Origin of the sequence: Aeromonas sp. 61P (assembly GCF_051919545.1) — a bacterium.
GTDB lineage: Bacteria > Pseudomonadota > Gammaproteobacteria > Enterobacterales > Aeromonadaceae > Aeromonas > Aeromonas veronii.
This window is the reverse complement of sequence record NZ_JBQBEL010000001.1, coordinates 1,273,345-1,290,453: the sequence shown is the minus strand read 5'-3', so window position 1 is coordinate 1,290,453 and position 17,109 is coordinate 1,273,345. Positions and strand designations below refer to the sequence as shown.

Sequence of the window (17,109 nt, the reverse complement as noted above, 5' to 3'; positions counted from 1 at the left end):
CAACCAGAGGATGATGTCATGACACTTTGCTTAATCCTGCTGGCGCTGTTACTGAGTGGCTGCAGCCCGGTCACAGAGTCAGAAGAAACACCCGCCCTGACCCGGGTGATCGCCCAGCCGCTGCAAGCCAGCGATCACTACCCGGTGCTGCACCGCTTCAATGGCCGGGTGATCGCCCCCGAGCACAGCCAGATAGGCTTCGAGCTTGCAGGGCGGATTACTACCCTGTACAAGGGACGCGGAGAGCCGGTCGCGGCCGGCGAGCTGCTCGCCACACTGGACACCCGGCTGCTGGCAGTGGAAGCCAAAGAGCTGGCTGCCCGGGCCGCCCAGAACGAGGCCGAGCTGACCCTTGCCCGGCAGACGCTCGACCGACTCACCGCCCTGCGCCAGCAGCAGTTCAGCTCCCGTCAGGCGCTGGATGAACAGCAAGGCAAAGTCCGCATGCTGGAGGCAAGCGCCAACCAGCTGGCCGCCGCCCTCGAAGCCAACCGGGTCAAACAGGAGAAATCACAGCTGCGCGCCCCCTTCAACGGGATTGTGGTCAGCCGCGAGCAGGCATTGGGGGCCGTGGTGGCCGCAGGCCAGCCTCTCTTCTCCCTGACCCGCAGCGGCCAGTGGGAGGCCGATATCGGCGTGCCGGTGAAACAGGCCGAGACCCTGATCGTCGGCCAACACTACCCCCTGCAAAGCGGTGCGCAATCACTGGAGGGGCGCCTGCTTAATCTGGGGGTACAAGTGGACGGGCAGACCCACACCCGCACCGCCCGCTTCCAGCTGACCCGGGGCGGCGAACAACTGGCAGAGGGGCAACTGATCACCCTGTTGCATCAGACCCGCGAGCCCACCCGCGCCTACGAAGTGCCGCTCACCGCGCTGACCCAGGGATTGCGCGGCAGCTGGACCCTCTATCTGCTCAACGACGAAACGCCACCCCGGGTGGTCAGTCGGGACGTCACCCTGCTGCAGCAAGATGGCGAGCGAGCCTGGATCAGTGGTGCCCTGAATGGACAAGAACAGCTGGTGACCGATGGCCTGCATAAACTGGTGCCGGGCCAGCAGGTCACCCTGACCACCAGCGTGGATCATCAGGCAGGCCATCCGGAGCCACAGTCATGATCCGCCCGTTTATCGAGAATGGCCGCCTGCTGCTTTTGACGGTCGCGCTGCTGCTGACGGCCGCCCTTGCGGCATTGCAGACCCTGCCCAGAACCGAAGATCCCCAGCTCACCAGCCGTTTTGCCAGCGTAGTTACCCACTTCCCCGGGGCCAGCGCCGAACGGGTGGAAGCGCTGGTGAGCGAGCCCATCGAGAACCGGCTGCGGGCCCAGAGCGAGATCAAGCTGATCGAGTCGAGCTCTCGCCCCGGCCTCTCCATCATCAATCTGGAGCTCAAGGATGAGGTCAGCGATGTCGAACCCGTCTGGTCCAGAGTCCGTGATCGGCTGGCAGATCTTGCCGCCGGACTGCCAGCCGGCGCCAGTGCCCCCAAGCTGGATGACGAGAAGGGCTACCCCTTCACCCGGCTGGTCAATGTGGTCTGGCGCGGGCCGGGCCAGCCGCAGCTGGATCGCCTCGCCCGCTACAGCGCCGAGCTGGAACGCCGGGCTCGCCAGCTGCCGGGCACCGAATACGTCGAGCGGGTCGGGGCACCGCAGGAGGAGATCGAGGTGCGGTTCGATCCACTCGCCCTCAGTGCCAGCGGCATGAGTGGCGAACAGCTTGCCCAGGCGCTGAGTGGTGCCGATGCCAAAGTGGCCGCCGGGGAGTTGCAGGGCAGCCACAATCGCTTTCAGGTGGAGATCCGCGGCGCCCTCGATACCCTGGAGCGGATCCGCCAGATCCCGCTGCGTACCGGCGAGCAGGGCCAGACCCTGCGCCTTGGCGATCTGGCCGAGGTAAGGCGTACCCTGCACCAGCCAGAGAGTCAGCTGGCCTTTGCCAATGGTGAGCGGGCCGTGGTGGTCGGCCTGCGCATGGCACAGGATCACCGCATCGACCTCTGGTCGGCACGGGTCGATACCATGCTGGCCCAGCTGGAACAGGACTTGCCGGATAATATCGGCCTCGTCACCAGCTTCGATCAGCAGCGTTATACCGATCAGCGGCTCGACACCCTGCTCATCAACATTGTGCAGGGCTTCCTCATCATAGTGGCCGTGCTGCTGGTGACCTTGGGAGTCAAGGCCGCCATTATCGTGGCCCTGTCGCTGCCGCTTACCGTGGCGTTCTCTTTCGCCTGCATGAACCTGATCAATCTGCCCATTCACCAGATGTCGGTCACCGGTCTGGTGGTGGCGCTCGGGATCATGGTGGACAACGCCATCGTCATGGCGGATCGGGTGCAGTATCAGCGCCGTCACGGCATGGCCATGAGTGCCGCCGCACTGGAAGCCATCGGCCACCTCTGGCTGCCACTGCTGGGCTCCACCCTCACCACCATGCTCGCCTTTATGCCGATCATTCTGATGCCGGGCCCGGCGGGCGAGTTTGTCGGCGGCATCGCCTGGGCGGTGATCTGTTCGCTGCTGGGATCCTACCTCATCGCCCACACCCTGGTGGCTGGCCTCGCAGCCCGCTGGATTGGCAGTGACCAGGGGGGACGCTGGTATCAGGATGGCTTGCACCTGCCCCGGGTGAGCGCCCGTTTCCAGCAGAGCATCGCCATGGCGCTGGCTCATCCCTGGCGCACCCTGCTGCTGGTCAGTCTGCTGCCCCTGCTCGGTTTTTGGGTGGCGGGCCGCCTCACCGAACAGTTTTTTCCCCCTGCCGACCGGGACATGATCCACATCGAGGCCAGCCTCTCCCCACAGGCGAGCCTGGCGCGCACCCGCGAGCTGGCACTGGGGATCTCTGCCGAGCTGGCTAGCCTCCCCGAGCTGGTTCGTCAGGATTGGGTGGTGGGCGACAACGCCCCCAGCTTCTACTACAACCTGGTGCCCAGAAAACAGGGGCGGGCCGATTACGCCCAGGGGATGATCACTCTGCAGGATGCCGATGCTGCCGAGCGGCTCATTCCACAACTGCAGCAGCGGCTCGATGCAACATTTCCCGAAGCGCAGATCCTGGTGCGCAAGCTGGAACAGGGGCCGCCTTTCAATGCTCCGGTCGAGCTGCGGCTGTTTGGCCCCGACCTTGAACAACTACACCGTCTGGGAGAGGAGCTGCGCAGTCTGCTCGCCAATACCCCGGCAGTGGTGCAGACCCGCGCCACCTTGCAGGCCGGGGCCCCCAAACTCTGGTTGCAGGTCGATGAGGAGGCCGCCCAGCTGGCAGGCATGAGCCTGACCGATGTGGCCTCCCGGCTGGCGGGCGCACTGGATGGCAGGTTGGGCGGCACTGTGCTGGAAGGCACCGAGTCAATCCCGGTTCGAGTGCGACTGGCCGAGCCCTTGCGTCAGGATCCGGATGCGCTGCTCAATGTGCCGCTGTCGCTCACCGACACCGGCCAGCAAGGGGCTGCCAATCTCACCTTGCGGGCACTGGCCACTCCCGAGCTGCTGCCAAGCTGGGGGGAGATCAGCCGTCGGGATGGTGAGCGGGTCAATGTGCTGGAGGCCTATCTGGCGGTCGGCGTACTGCCGCAAACCGTGCTGGAGCAGGTCAAAGAGAGGCTGGCCGCCAAGGCGCTGGCGTTGCCGCCGGGTTATCGACTGGAGTTTGGCGGGGAAGCCGCCAAGCGGGATGAATCGGTGGGCAATCTGATGGCGCACGTCAGCCTGGTCGCCGTGCTGCTGGTGGCCGTGCTGGTGCTCAGCTTCAACTCGTTCCGGCTGGCAGGCATCGTCACCCTGGTGGCGATCCAGTCGGCTGGGCTCGGGCTGCTGTGGGTCTGGCTACTGGGGTACCCCTTCGGGTTTACGGTGATCATCGCCCTGCTGGGACTGATGGGGCTGGCCATCAACGCCGCCATCGTCATTCTGGCCGAGCTGAGGGCAGACCCGCTGGCACAACAGGGCAATCTGCCGCAGATCCGCGATCTGGTGGCCGGTTGCAGCCGCCACATCGTCTCGACCACCATCACCACGGTGGGCGGCTTCATCCCGCTATTGCTGGGGGGCGGCGGCTTCTGGCCCCCCTTTGCCATCGCCATCGCCGGTGGCACAGCGCTGGCGACCCTGCTCTCGTTCTACTTTGTGTCGGTGGCGTTTGTGCTGTTCAACCGTCGCCGTCCTGACCCGATGCAGGAGAGCCGCAACGCGCAAGATCAGTTGTCGGGCTGACCCAGCATGGCTTTGAGCCGCTCTTCCAGAGTGGGCTCGGGGGCCTTGAGGGTCGCCATAAAGAGCTGCTCGATACCGGCCTTGTCCTGACTTTTCACGATAAACACCAGTCGGGACTGGGCCTTGCCCTCCGGCCACTCCCCCAGTGCCTGCAGCGGATAGAGCTGGCCGTGGACGCCGTGGATCACCACCGGCTGGCTCTCCCCTTCCAGCTGCAAGATCCCCTTGAGCCGCAGCAGGGCATCGCCATATTGGGCCTGCACCGCATCGATGGCAGCCAGCAGACGGGATGGCTTGAGCGGCTCGCCGATGCGAAGAGAGAAACTCTCGATGTTGCCGTGCTCGAAGTGGGTAGGCGCAGCTGTGCCCACCTTGGCGGCGAACGGTTGCATCTTCGGCTGCATGGGTGACGCCAGCCCCTGCTTGGGGGATTCGGTGCGCAGCCAGGCCAGCAGCTGGCGCACATCGCGCCCCGCCGCTTCGTTGTAGGCGCCGAGCTTCTCCAGCACTGCTGGCGACAGTTCGCCATTGGTCACCTGCTGGATGGGGGCCGCCGGATTGAGTGCCGCCAGCTGGGCTTCGACCCGCGCCAGCTGTTCGCCATCCACCAGATCCCCCTTGCTCACCACCAGCAGATCCGCCAGCGCCACCTGTTTCACCGCTTCATATTGAGTCGCCAACTGCTGCTCAATATGGCCGGCATCCACCACGGTGACTGTGCCATCGAAGCGGTAGCGCTGGGCGATAAAGCCCTCTTCGCGCAGGGTAAAGAGCACGGGGGCCGGATCGGCGAGGCCAGTGGTCTCGATAATCAGCCGCTTGAACGGTTTGATCTTGCGCTGGATGGCCTTCATAAACAGCCCCTGCAACGCCTCCACCAACGAGCCCTGTACCGAGCAGCAGATGCAGCCGGAGTCGAGCAACATCACCTGTTCATCCACCTGCTGCACCAGATGGTGATCCAGCCCCACCGAGCCGAACTCGTTGATCAGCACGGCGCACTCACCGAGCTCCGGCTGCTTGACCCAGTGGTTGAGCAAAGTGGTCTTGCCGCTGCCGAGAAAGCCGGTCAGCAGGGTCACAGGGATACGGGTATCTTGCATATCGGTCATGTCAGATCCTTACCGGTTGGCAAACAGGTCGCTGAGCCAGCGGTTTTCAAAGCGGCCGTGGGGGTCGAGCTCGGCTTTCAACGCCACGAAGTCGTTCCAGCGTGGCAACAGGGCCGGGAAGTCGTAGAGATCCATCGCCAGATGCTTGCCGAAATGGGGAATGCCGCCAAGCGGTACCAACAGTTGCTGCAGCTCGCGCATCTGCTCCATGGAACCGTTGACGAAGGTGCCGTCCGCCGCCAGATAGACCAGAAAACCGATCCAGCAGACCGGCTGGCCATAGGCGGCGCTGAGCCAGGCCTCGGAAGGGCCGGTGCAGCGCAGGATAAAGGGGTAGTGCAGCACGCCCGGGTTGGCCTGCTGCCAGGCTTGCAGGGTCTCCAGTGCCTCGTTCATGCGATGAAGCGGCACCGCCACCTCACAGTTGATCTGAGGTGCCGGGATCCCCTTGCAGAGAATTTGGTAGACGTTGCCCACCAGATCGGAGGCATCCTTGAAGCGGCGCACCGTCTCGAAGTGCTCGCCAGCCAGCGCCTCATCCTTGGTGTCTTTCGCCATCTTCTGCAAAGTGGCATCAATGGTGGCATTCATGCGGGCGTCGATATCACCATCCAGCAGCAGCGGCTCGCTGCCGCCGGCGCGGTAACGGGCCACCTCCTCATCGGAGGCGGGATCCACCAGCCAGATGTGGCTCTCGCCGGTCCAGGCAAACCACCAGCTCTTCACAAAGCCGTGCTCGCGGTTAAGCCGCTCGTTGTGCTCCAAGAGGAAGGGGTTATCGGTGGTGAACTTGGTGCAGCGCATAATGCGGTTGGACACAGTGCGCAGGGTGACGTCGAGCAGGATGCCGAGCATCCCCATCCCCATAACGAAGGCGCCGAAGCGCGGGTCGGAGCGATCAACCCGGATGATGTCGCCATTGGCCAGCATCACGGTCAGGGCCTCCACCGCATCGCACAGGGCAGATTGGTGCAACCCCTGACCGTGGGTGCCAGTGCTGAGGGCGCCGCCCAGGGTCTGGATGCCGATAACGCCCGGGGATGCGGGCAGCATCCGCTCTATGGCGATCAGCTCGGCATAAACGGTATCGAGCGGCGTCCCCGCCTGATAGGTCACGGTATCGGCCGTTTTCGCCAGCTGGCCGCGCAGGTGGTGCAAGTCCACCAGCAGCGCCTGACTGCCCTCGGCATAGACGCTGTGGATGGGTTCGAAGGAGAGGCCGGAGCCGATAAGGCGCAGCTTGCGCTCGGGGTGCTCCCGCAGCAGCGCTTGCAACTCGTCGCGGCTTTTCGGGCGCCACACCTGATCCAGCGCCCCAAGGGGATTGGTTCTCGACCAGTTGAACAGCACCTCCCGATTACCGATCGCCTTGATGCTGTGAAATGCCTGGAACTGAACCGTCATACCGCGCCTCATCTTTTACTGACGTCAAAATGAGCGCCGATTCTACCGAAAAGCGAGCCACAAGGCATGAAAAACAAGCCCCTGCACTCGAGGGGGGATAGGGAGAGAGCACTCCCCTACCCTGCCAGACGGGAGCGTGTCCGCCCGTCTGTCACCGATAAATCAGGTCGCATTTGGGATGCCTCGCACCCCATCTGGCTGGCGGGTCTGTGCCTCTTCCGGCAGCAGCTCCTCGCAGAACTGGCGCAGCGGCATGGGGCGGGCAAACAGGTATCCCTGCAGATAATCGACCCCTTTGGCCCTGAGGTAGTCAGCCTGACGCTCGCTCTCCACCCCTTCCGCCACCAGCGCCAGACCGAGCCGGGTCGCCAGATCGATCACATTGTCCACGATATGTTCCGAGAGCGACTCGGTACCGATGCGGGCGATAAAGGATTTGTCGATCTTGAGGTAATCCACATGGAACTGCTGCAGGTAAGCCAGGCTGGAGTGGCCGGTGCCAAAGTCGTCGATGGCGAGTTTGACCCCCATCTCGTCCAGCTGGCGGAACAGGGAGAGGGTCTGGGGATCTGACATCAACAGCTCCCGCTCGGTCAGCTCCAGCACCAGTACCACCTTGCCGGGGAGGAAGTGACCGAGAAAGGCGCGGCACTCGGCCAGCAGGGCAAAATCGTGGCAATGGGCGGCGCTGATGTTGAAGCTGACATGAAACCCATCGGGCAACTGCTCCTGAGAGCGGTTCAACCGTGTCGCCACCTGCTTCATGATATGGGTGGTCATGGGGACGATCAGTCCCGACTCCTCCGCTTGCGGGATAAAGAGATCGGGCCGGATCACCCCTTCATTGACATGCTCCCAGCGCATCAGCACCTCGGCGCCCATCATCTTGCCATCGTGGCTGGCAATCAGCGGCTGCAGATAGGGAACAAACTCCCTTGCCCGCAGGGCACGTCGCAACTCATCTGTTGGCGAGCCGGGACGCCCCAGCACCCACCACACCAGCCAGGCCAGCAAAAGCGAGGAAACCGCCAGCCACGACAGCGCCACGTGCCGCGCGGCCCACAGCGACTTCCAGTAGACCGGCATGGCATAACCGGCATGGATGGTGAAAGGATAATGGGATGAGGTGAGGGCCTGGCTGATCCCGCGATGGAGGGTGGGCGCCTCGCTCAGATAACGGCCAGACTCATTGAGCCAGGCCGACCCCACCTGCAGATAGAGTGCACTGGATTTTCCGCTCATGGAGAGCATGAAGCTGAGCTGGGTACTGTCGATGGCGCTCAAGGAGGCATCCTTGCCCTGTTCGGTGCGCACCACCAGCAGAGGGTGATTTTGCCGCACCCGGTTGCCACTCATCAGCAGTAGCTTGCGGCCGGTGTAGATACCGTCATCGGCATCATTGGCCTCACCAAACAGCGAGGTACAATTAATGATGCCGTTTCGCACCAGATTGACCGAACGCAGGAAGGGCTCGATGGCGACCTTCTTGCGCAGCACCAGCAGGTTGTCGCGACAGGGAGCATTCACCAGAGGCAGCACGGAGCGGTTGGCCTGCTCCGCATGATCCAGCATCGACTCCATCAGGGTTCTGGCCTTGTGGGCCGAGGCGCTGGATTCCGCTTTCAGCTCCTGCACATAATTGCTGTGGATGAGCCAAGCTCCCACCAGCAGCGGCAGGGTAAAGACCAGCAAGGCACCGCCGAAGCGTAACCCGGTTCGGGAGAGATCGATCCTGAACAGAAACATAAAGAACCACGCCGCAATTCGTCAGGCCTGCCAACGCAAGCACCCAGTGAACAGATATCCACTTTCCCTCGATAACGATGCCTCATCATTACCGCACATAACCGAACAACATAACCCAAAGCGTTTATAAAACGAACCACCAAACAGGTGGTTGGATCTCTCTAGCAAGGATCGTGCAAACAATCTTCAAAAAAGACGGTGAATAACACACAAATAAATAATGCCGCGTAAATACGCGGCATTATTAGCTTCTTATCGCGCAAATCGCGCAAGAACTCCGTTAAACGGCTTGCTGCAGGATCACCGCATCGGCCTTCTTGGTGTAAGAGGCGATCTCGTTGAAGTTGAGATAGCGGTAAGTATCTGCCGCAGTGGCATCGAGCGCCTTGGCGTATTGCAGGTACTCTGCCACGGTCGGGATCTTGCCGAGAATGGCGGCAACGGCTGCCAGCTCCGCAGAGGCCAGATAGACGTTGGCACCTTTACCCAAACGGTTCGGGAAGTTACGGGTGGAGGTGGAGACCACCGAGGCACCTTCCGCTACTCGCGCCTGGTTACCCATGCACAGGGAACAGCCCGGGATCTCGATGCGGGCACCGACGCGACCAAAGATGCCGTAGTAGCCCTCTTCAGTCAGCTGATCCTTGTCCATCTTGGTGGGCGGCGCGATCCACATGCGGGTCGGCAGCTCGCCCTGATACTTCTCGAGCAGTTTGCCGGCGGCACGGAAGTGGCCGATGTTGGTCATGCACGAACCGATGAACACCTCGTCGATCTTGTCGCCAGCCACGTCGCTCAGCAGACGGGCATCGTCCGGATCGTTCGGCGCACACAGGATTGGCTCCTTGATGGTGGCCAGATCGATCTCGATGATTTCGGCGTACTCGGCATCCTTGTCCGCTTCCATCAGGGTCGGGTTGGCCAGCCACTCTTCCATCCCCTTGATGCGACGGGTGATGGTGCGGGGGTCGCCGTAGCCTTCGGATAGCATCCATTTCAGCATCACGATGTTGGACTTCAGATACTCGATGATCGGCTCTTTATCCAGCTTGATGGTGCAACCGGCAGCGGAACGCTCGGCGCTGGCATCAGCCAGTTCGAACGCCTGCTCCACCTTCAGGGTCGGCAGACCTTCGATCTCGAGGATACGGCCGGAGAAGATGTTCTTCTTGCCCGCTTTCTCGACGGTCAGCAGCCCTTTCTGGATGGCGGCGTAGGGAATGGCATGAACCAGATCACGCAGAGTGATGCCCGGTTGCAGCTCGCCCTTGAAGCGCACCAGCACAGATTCCGGCATATCCAGCGGCATCACGCCGGTCGCGGCGGCGAAAGCCACCAGACCGGAGCCCGCCGGGAAGGAGATACCGATGGGGAAACGGGTGTGGGAGTCACCACCGGTACCCACGGTATCCGGCAGCAGCATGCGGTTCAGCCAGGAGTGGATGACGCCGTCACCCGGACGCAAGCTCACACCGCCGCGGTTCATGATGAAGTCCGGCAGGGTGTGGTGGGTCTGCACGTCGATGGGCTTCGGATAGGCCGCGGTGTGGCAGAAGGACTGCATGGTCAGATCGGCGGAGAAGCCGAGGCAGGCCAGATCTTTGAGCTCGTCGCGGGTCATCGGGCCCGTGGTGTCCTGGGAGCCGACCGTGGTCATCTTGGGCTCGCAGTAAGTGCCCGGGCGAATGCCCTTCACGCCGCACGCCTTGCCCACCATCTTCTGGGCCAGGGTGAAGCCTTTACCGGTATCGGCCACCGGCTGCGGGCGACGGAATACGGTGGAGAACGGCAGACCCAGCGCTTCGCGGGCCTTGTCAGTCAGGCCGCGACCGATGATCAGCGGAATACGGCCACCGGCGCGCACTTCGTCGATCAGCACGTCGGTTTTCAGTTCAAACTGTGCCAGCACCTGTTCGGTGCCGTGTTTGCAGATCTTGCCGGCATAGGGGTAGATGTCGATCACATCGCCCATTTCCAGCTTGGAGACATCCACTTCGATAGGCAGTGCGCCGGCATCTTCCATGGTGTTGAAGAAGATCGGGGCAATCTTGCCACCCAGACAGACACCGCCAGCGCGCTTGTTCGGCACGAACGGAATGTCGTCACCCATAAACCAGAGCACCGAGTTGGTGGCGGATTTACGGGAAGAGCCGGTACCGACCACGTCACCCACATAGGCAAGCGGGAAGCCTTTCTCTTTCAGGGCATCGATGGTCTTGATGGGGCCGACGGCGCCATCCTTGTCCGGAGTAATGCCGGGACGGGCGTTTTTCAGCATCGCCAGGGCGTGCAGCGGAATGTCCGGGCGGGACCAGGCGTCCGGTGCCGGAGAGAGGTCGTCGGTGTTGGTTTCGCCGGTCACCTTGAACACGGTGACAGTGATCTTCTCGGCCAACTCCGGGCGGGAGAGGAACCACTCGGCATCAGCCCAGGACTGCATCACCTGTTTGGCGTGGACATTGCCCGCCTTGGCCTTCTCCTCCACGTCATGGAAGGAGTCAAACATCAGCAGGGTGTGGGAGAGCCCCTTGGCGGCAAGCGGCGCCAGAGTGGCGTGATCCAGCAGGTCGATCAGCGGCTGAATGTTGTAACCACCCTGCATGGTGCCCAGCAGCTCAACGGCTTCGGCTGCAGTCAGATGGGAGAGTGGGCTTCGCCCTTGGCGACGGCGGTGAGGAAACCGGCTTTGACATAGGCCGCTTCATCAACACCGGGGGGAATACGGGAGGACAACAGCTCTTTCAGAAAGTCTTCTTCGCCAGCGGGCGGGTTCTTGAGCAGCTCAACCAGGGCGGCGACCTGCTCTGCATCCAGAGGTTTGGCAACCACGCCCTCGGCGGCACGTTCTGCGACGTGTTTACGGTATGTTTCAAGCACGACTAATTCCTCTTTGGTCTTTTTTTGGGGTTCGCCCACGCTCGCGGCGATCGTCCTTGCGGGACACCCCGTAGGGTGCTCCCCACTATATAAGTTTTAACGACTAATTAAAATCCAAACCCTGTTTGCTTATTCACCACAAAATCGTAACCAATTAAACAGACTGGTATTTTTTGAAAATTAATTGAACGCCATCAACCAGAGTTAACAAATTGGCATCATTTCGGCATTATTCGAACGTACTGCCCAATTGCAGATAAAGACGTCATTGCCCCCCTCCGCCATGCCGTAGCCGAGGAACACAGGGCCGAGGAAGCTCTCCACCCCGACATAAACCGACCCGGCGGTAAACGAGCTCTCCAGACTGATATCCTCCCCCTTGTTCCAGACCCCGCCCTGCTCCAGAGATCCGCCCAGATAGAGCGGCATCTTGAGGGCACCGAAGTCATTGTCTGCCACCCGATAGATGTAGCGCAGGCCACCAAACAGGCTGTAGCGACCGCTCAGCTGGTAGCGCTGGAAACCGGAGAGGCGGAACAGTCCGCCCAGATCCTGAATATGCAGCGGCACCACCTCTTCACTGCCCGAGCCACCCCCTTCGAGGATCAGGTTGAGGCTGTGCCTGTCCCATGACCAGGGCTTGATCATCGAGAGCTGATAATTCCAGCCTTCACTGCGGCCATCTGCTGACTCGAGTCCATCCACACTGACATGGGAGTGGCCCAGTTTCATGTCCCATTTCACCCCCTGATAGGGGAAATAGAGGCTATCCAGATTGTCGTGTTCAAAGCGGACATAGGGGCCCCACGCCGTGGCATCCATCTCCAGTCCCTTGAAGTTCTTCACATCAATCGTGCCCAGTTGTCCCTCCAGCCCCATCGACAACCTGCTCCAGGGCTGGCGGTTCCAGCCCACCGCCAGATCACCGCTGAAGAAGGAGTATTCGGAGTCGAGATAGCTTATCGAAACCGCCTCGGGATCCGGATTGGGGAAAAACAGGCGGCGCAGGGTCTGGTCATAGGCCAGACTCGCCTCACCATAGAAGGTCTGGGAGGGTTCGAGCGGGGTATAGAAGTCGGTCTTGATATGTTTGGCCGTGCCCAGCGACGCCTCGGTCAGCCACTCGGCACCCCACTCGTTGACATTGGTGAGGGTATAGGACATGCCGACGTTGTAGTTGGAGGTGTTCTCGAAGTCATCGGTGAAACCGAACTGGAAGTTGAGGTAGCCCGGCCCCCAGTTCTTCTCGCTGGCATCCACCAGCAGCACGTTCTCCCCGTCACGCTCCTCCACCTCGTAGGTGATGCGATCGAACGACTCCAGCGCGTAGAGGCGGCGAATGCCCGCTTCCAGACTCTCGTTGGTCTGTACCTTGTCCGGCCGCACTTTCAGCATGGCGCGCACCGTCTCGTCGGAGAGGCGCGACTTGTTGATGATCTCCACCTTATCGATGAAGTAGGCAGGCTGACCGCTACGCTCGGCACGGCGGCTCAGCTTCTGGTTGCGATAGGCGTTGTACTGCGCCTTGGTGAGCGACAGCTTATCAAGTTGCAGCGACACCTTGTCAGCGGCCGTCTCACCGATCTTGATCCCCTCCGGCATCCGGGCAAAGTCGGCGATCCCCATATCGCCAAACTCGGGGGCGATCAAAATATCCTTCGGTCCCATCAGCGCCTTCTGCTTGTCGGTGCCCACCTGGGTCATGTAGGTGGTGAGCTGGTCGATCATCGCCAACCCTGACTTGAGGGACTCCCGGGTAGCAGCTTGGCACCGATATCCACCGCGATCACCACGTCGGCCCCCATCGCCTTGGCGACATCCACCGGCATGTTGTTGACGCTGCCGCCGTCCGCCAGGATGTGCCCCTCCCACTCCACCGGCTTGAGGGCACCGGGAATGGACATGGAGGCCTGCATCGCCTTGGCCAGGCTGCCGTGATCCAGCACAAAGGGGGTGACCGTCTCCATGTCGGTCGCCATGGCGCGGTAGGGAATGGGGAGATCATCGAAGCTCTCCTGCACCGGCAGGTTGGAGGTGGCACCCCGCAGCAGGCTGGCCATGGATTGGCCCTGGAAGAAACCGTCCGGCAACTGGGTGGTGTCGCCATTCACCCCGATGTCGGTGCGCAGTTGATACTGCTCGTTCTGCTGCTTTTTGCGCAGCGACAGCTCGTCACGGCCCACCTTGTCCTGATACCCCTTGTTCCAGTCGATGGCCAAAGTGGTGCGCTCCACCTCCTCGGCACTGAGCCCCATGGCATACATCCCCGCCACATAAGAGCCCATACTGGTACCGACTATGATGTCGACCGGAATCCGTTTCTGCTCCAGCACCTTGAGGATGCCGATATGGGCCGATCCCTTGGCGCCGCCGCCACTGAGCACCACCGCAATCTTCGGGCGCTCCCCCTGTGCCGCCACAGCCAGCAGCGGGCAGGCCGCCAGCATCACCAAAAGCAGACGGGTCCATCCCGCACCTAAGCTGCGCATCATATTTTCCATATTATTCAGAGGGTCAGTCACCAAGGATGGCCTCTACTATAAGGGGCCCGGCAGTTAGCGCAACCGTCAATCCGCATCCCGCCTGTGCTGCATGGCGAAGGGGCGTGTCGCCGCCCCTGTGAGCGCAAACGTAATCCGCAAATAAAGGGCTGCAAGCCTCATGGGTAGCGCCGCGCTGCCGCTAATATGAGCGTCGTCAATCTCAACCTTTTGAGCACCTTTATGCTGGCAACCCTCACTCTTAAACAGAAAATACTGGCCACGGTCACCCTGGCCGTGGTCGTCTCCTGCCTGCTGGTAGGCTACTTCAGTCAACGCTCGGCCCAGCAACTGATCGAAAACCGGATGTTCGAGCAGGAGCTCCCCAACCTGACCCAGCGGATCAGCAAGGAGATTGAACAGGATCTCCACGGCATCGCCCAGGCCGCCCGCCAACTGGCCACCGACCGCTTTATCCTCGACTGGGTGGATCGGGGCATGCCCAAAGAGCAGGAGCCAATCCTCATCAACCAGCTCAAGGATGTGGCCAACCAGTATGGTCTGGTGACCGCCTCCTTCGCCGATCGCCAGAGTGCAGCCTACTACAACCAGGATGGCTTTCTGCGCAACCTGACCCCCACGCAAGACGCCTGGTTCTATGACTACACCAAGAGCCAGAAAGAGATGACCCTCAGCATCTTCCGCGAGAGCAACGGCGAGGTGAAGCTGTTCGTCAACTTCCAGCAGCTCAACGGGCGCGGGCTGGCCGGCTTTGCCAAATCCCTCGACACCATGGTGACCATGGTCTCCAACTTCCGGCTGGAAGAGAGCGGCATCGTCTTTATGGTCGATGGCAGCGGCAAGGTGAAGCTGCATCCCGAGGCCAACCGCATCGAGCGTGACACCCTTGGCAACATTGCCAGCGGTGATACCGGCAGCCTGCTGGCCAAACGCCCCTTTGCCGTCATCAACGCCGAAGTCAATGGCGAGCCCATGGTACTGGCCAGCAGCTATATCCCGCTGCTCGACTGGTATCTGGTGGCCCAGGTGCCAGAAGCCGAGATCTATGCCGAACTGGATCAGACCCGCAACGAGATCCTGATGATCTCGCTGGTGATTGCGCTGGCCATGGGGCTAATGGGGATGCTGCTGGCAGGCTCGGTCAGCCGCCCGCTCAACGAGCTGGCCCGCCTGTTCAAGGAGCTGGGCAGCGGCGATGGGGATCTCACCCAGCGCCTCAAGGTGGAAGGACGTGACGAACTGAGTCAGGTCGCCACCGGCTTCAACAACTTCGTCGCCAAGATCCACGGCTCCATCGAGCAGGTGGCGGAGAACTCACGCCAGCTCGCGGCCACCGCCAACGAGGTGGCCAACAAGGCGCAGCTGACCCAGCATAACTGTACTGCCCAGCGTGACCGCACCGTGCAGGTGGCCACCGCCATCCACGAAATGGGGGCCACTGTGAGCGAGATCGCCGGTAACGCTTCGCTGGCAGCCGAAGTAGCCAGACAGGCCAACGATCAGGCCGATGCAGGGGCAGTAGTGGTGGCGCAGGCGCGCCACGGTATCGTCGACCTCTCCGGCGAAATTGAGCAGGTGGCCGGAGTTATCGAGTCGCTGGCGAGCCAGACCGACTCCATCGGCAGCATCCTCGAAACCATCCGCAGTATTTCGGAACAGACCAACCTGCTGGCACTGAACGCCGCCATCGAGGCCGCTCGCGCCGGTGAACAGGGTCGCGGTTTCGCCGTGGTGGCAGATGAAGTGCGCAATCTGGCCAACCGCTCCGCCGCCTCGACCGCCGAGATCCAGGGGATGATCAACCGCTTGCATGAGCAGAGTGCCCGCGCCGTCAGCGCCATGGCGCAGGGGCGTAACCAGAGTCTGGAGGTGGTGAGCCAGGCCGATGAGGCCAACGCCGCCCTCGGCCAGATCACCGCCCACATCACCCAGATCAACGACATGAATATCCAGGTCGCCACCGCGACCGAGGAGCAGTCCAGCGTGGTCGGCGAGATCAACCGCAACGTGGAAGACATCAACCAGCTCACCATGGAGACCGCCGATATCGCCCACCAGCTGACCGAATCGAGCCGCAGCCTGCAGCAGCTCTCCGGTCAGCTCGACAAGCTGGTTGGCAACTTCCGACTCTGACCCCGACCTTGACCTGAGTCATCAACAACAGAGAGCGCCGTGGCGCTCTCTGTTGTTTTGGTGGCGGCTAATCCGGCATAGCAGTCAGCCCTTGCCATCCCGTTTGCGCTGATACATCAGCTCATCCGCGCGGGTGAGCAGCTCGGCCAGAGAGACACAACCGCGCCCGTCATAGCAGACAATACCGGTGCTGCAGGTCAGCGCATAACCGCAACCACTGTGCTGATTGTGCTCGACCAACATGGCATTGAAACGCTCATAGGCCAGTTGTGCCTGCGCCTCCACCACATTGGTCAACAGGACGGCAAACTCATCGCCGCCCATGCGGGCAAACACGTCGGCGCCACGAAAAGCCTGCTTTAGCAGAGTGGCAAAGGCGATCAGGGCCCGATCCCCTTCTGCATGCCCCCACCGATCATTGATCCCCTTGAAGCCATTGAGATCCAGATAGAGCAGCGCCAGCGGCATCTGCAAGCGACTGGCCAGCGAGAGGCTCTTCTCCGCCAGCATCACGAACCCGCGCCGATTGGAGATCAGGGTCAACTCATCAATGGTGGCCAGCTGCACCGCTTCGAGCTCCCGCACCACCATCGCCGCCAGATCCTTGAGCAACCCCACATCCTCCTCGCTCAATTCCCGCGGCACCGTATCTATGATGCAGAGCGTCCCCAGTTTGCAGCCGTTGGCGATCCGCAGTGGCTGTCCGGCATAGAAGCGGATGCCGGGCCCACCCACCACCAGCGGATTGTCGGCAAAGCGGGGATCCTGCGAAGCATCCGGCACGATGAAGGTCTCATTACCCATGATGGCGTGGCCACAGAACGAAATGTCCCGGGCGGTCTCACGGACCTCCAGTCCAATACAGGATTTGAACCACTGGCGCTCTTCATCCACCAGACTCACCAGCGCGATGGGGACATTGAACACCCGTCGGGCCATGCGGGTCAGCCGGTCAAACCTCTCCTCGGCCTCGGTATCGAGCAAAGAGAGCCGCCGCAGGGTCTCCAACCGCAATGCCTCATCGGGTGGAATGGGTGCTTCTAGCATCGTGCCTCTCTCGTCAGTGCCAAAACCTATCTTTAGCATATTGGGCTTTGTCGAAGTCGGGGCAGC

7 protein-coding genes and 2 pseudogenes are annotated in these 17,109 nt (G+C 61.8%); 3 read left to right on the top strand and 6 right to left on the bottom strand.

The features are described 5' to 3' along the window. The first annotated feature begins 18 nt into the window (after nt 1-18). Together ACTG2O_RS06295 and ACTG2O_RS06290 are read left to right on the top strand one after the other, a co-directional pair. The gene (locus ACTG2O_RS06295; RefSeq protein WP_439975478.1) at nt 19-1,119 is read left to right on the top strand and encodes an efflux RND transporter periplasmic adaptor subunit; all 1,101 of its coding nucleotides are present in this window, start codon (nt 19-21) and stop codon (nt 1,117-1,119) included. Beyond that, nucleotides 1,116-4,223 (top strand): efflux RND transporter permease subunit, encoded by a 3,108-nt coding sequence (locus ACTG2O_RS06290; RefSeq protein ID WP_439975477.1) that lies wholly within the window; start codon nt 1,116-1,118, stop codon nt 4,221-4,223. Before ACTG2O_RS06295 ends, ACTG2O_RS06290 begins: the two co-directional genes overlap by 4 nt. Here ACTG2O_RS06290 and ACTG2O_RS06285 read toward each other — a convergent pair. From ACTG2O_RS06285 to ACTG2O_RS06265, 5 genes and pseudogenes are all read right to left on the bottom strand, one after another. Then, complete coding sequence (locus ACTG2O_RS06285; RefSeq protein WP_439975476.1) at nt 4,208-5,335, bottom strand: CobW family GTP-binding protein; 1,128 nt, start codon at nt 5,333-5,335, stop codon at nt 4,208-4,210. The two genes, ACTG2O_RS06290 and ACTG2O_RS06285, sit on opposite strands and share 16 nt — an antisense overlap. Nucleotides 5,336-5,344: 9 nt before the next feature. Beyond that, on the bottom strand, nt 5,345-6,739 hold the full coding sequence (locus ACTG2O_RS06280; RefSeq protein ID WP_439975475.1) for a D-arabinono-1,4-lactone oxidase: 1,395 nt from the start codon (nt 6,737-6,739) through the stop codon (nt 5,345-5,347). A 162-nt stretch (nt 6,740-6,901) separates the two neighbouring features. Further along, nucleotides 6,902-8,485 carry an EAL domain-containing protein gene (locus ACTG2O_RS06275; protein ID WP_439975474.1) on the bottom strand — a complete coding sequence of 528 codons (1,584 nt, stop codon included), beginning with the start codon at nt 8,483-8,485 and terminating at the stop codon, nt 6,902-6,904. Nucleotides 8,486-8,765: 280 nt separating this feature from the next. Then, nucleotides 8,766-11,362, bottom strand: a pseudogene (gene acnB, locus ACTG2O_RS06270) (bifunctional aconitate hydratase 2/2-methylisocitrate dehydratase). 229 nt (nt 11,363-11,591) lie between these two features. Further along, nucleotides 11,592-13,851 (bottom strand): annotated as a pseudogene (locus tag ACTG2O_RS06265) (patatin-like phospholipase family protein). A 234-nt stretch (nt 13,852-14,085) separates the two neighbouring features. Here ACTG2O_RS06265 and ACTG2O_RS06260 point away from each other — a divergent pair. Continuing rightward, entirely contained in the window at nt 14,086-15,996 is a 1,911-nt protein-coding gene (locus ACTG2O_RS06260; RefSeq protein WP_439975473.1) for a methyl-accepting chemotaxis protein, read from the top strand. 84 nt (nt 15,997-16,080) lie between these two features. On the opposite strand, the gene ACTG2O_RS06255 is transcribed toward ACTG2O_RS06260, so the two are convergent. Beyond that, entirely contained in the window at nt 16,081-17,043 is a 963-nt protein-coding gene (locus ACTG2O_RS06255; protein WP_236285564.1) for a sensor domain-containing diguanylate cyclase, read from the bottom strand. Nucleotides 17,044-17,109 lie beyond the last annotated feature (66 nt).

What these genes read in the sequence shown, in the direction of transcription:
- ACTG2O_RS06295 (WP_439975478.1), top strand. Translation starts at nt 19, where the DNA reads ATGACACTTTGCTTAATCCTGCTGGCGCTGTTACTGAGTGGCTGCAGC.
- ACTG2O_RS06290 (WP_439975477.1), top strand. Translation starts at nt 1,116, where the DNA reads ATGATCCGCCCGTTTATCGAGAATGGCCGCCTGCTGCTTTTGACGGTC.
- ACTG2O_RS06285 (WP_439975476.1), bottom strand. Translation starts at nt 5,335, where the DNA reads ATGACCGATATGCAAGATACCCGTATCCCTGTGACCCTGCTGACCGGC.
- ACTG2O_RS06280 (WP_439975475.1), bottom strand. Translation starts at nt 6,739, where the DNA reads ATGACGGTTCAGTTCCAGGCATTTCACAGCATCAAGGCGATCGGTAAT.
- ACTG2O_RS06275 (WP_439975474.1), bottom strand. Translation starts at nt 8,485, where the DNA reads ATGTTTCTGTTCAGGATCGATCTCTCCCGAACCGGGTTACGCTTCGGC.
- ACTG2O_RS06260 (WP_439975473.1), top strand. Translation starts at nt 14,086, where the DNA reads ATGCTGGCAACCCTCACTCTTAAACAGAAAATACTGGCCACGGTCACC.
- ACTG2O_RS06255 (WP_236285564.1), bottom strand. Translation starts at nt 17,043, where the DNA reads ATGCTAGAAGCACCCATTCCACCCGATGAGGCATTGCGGTTGGAGACC.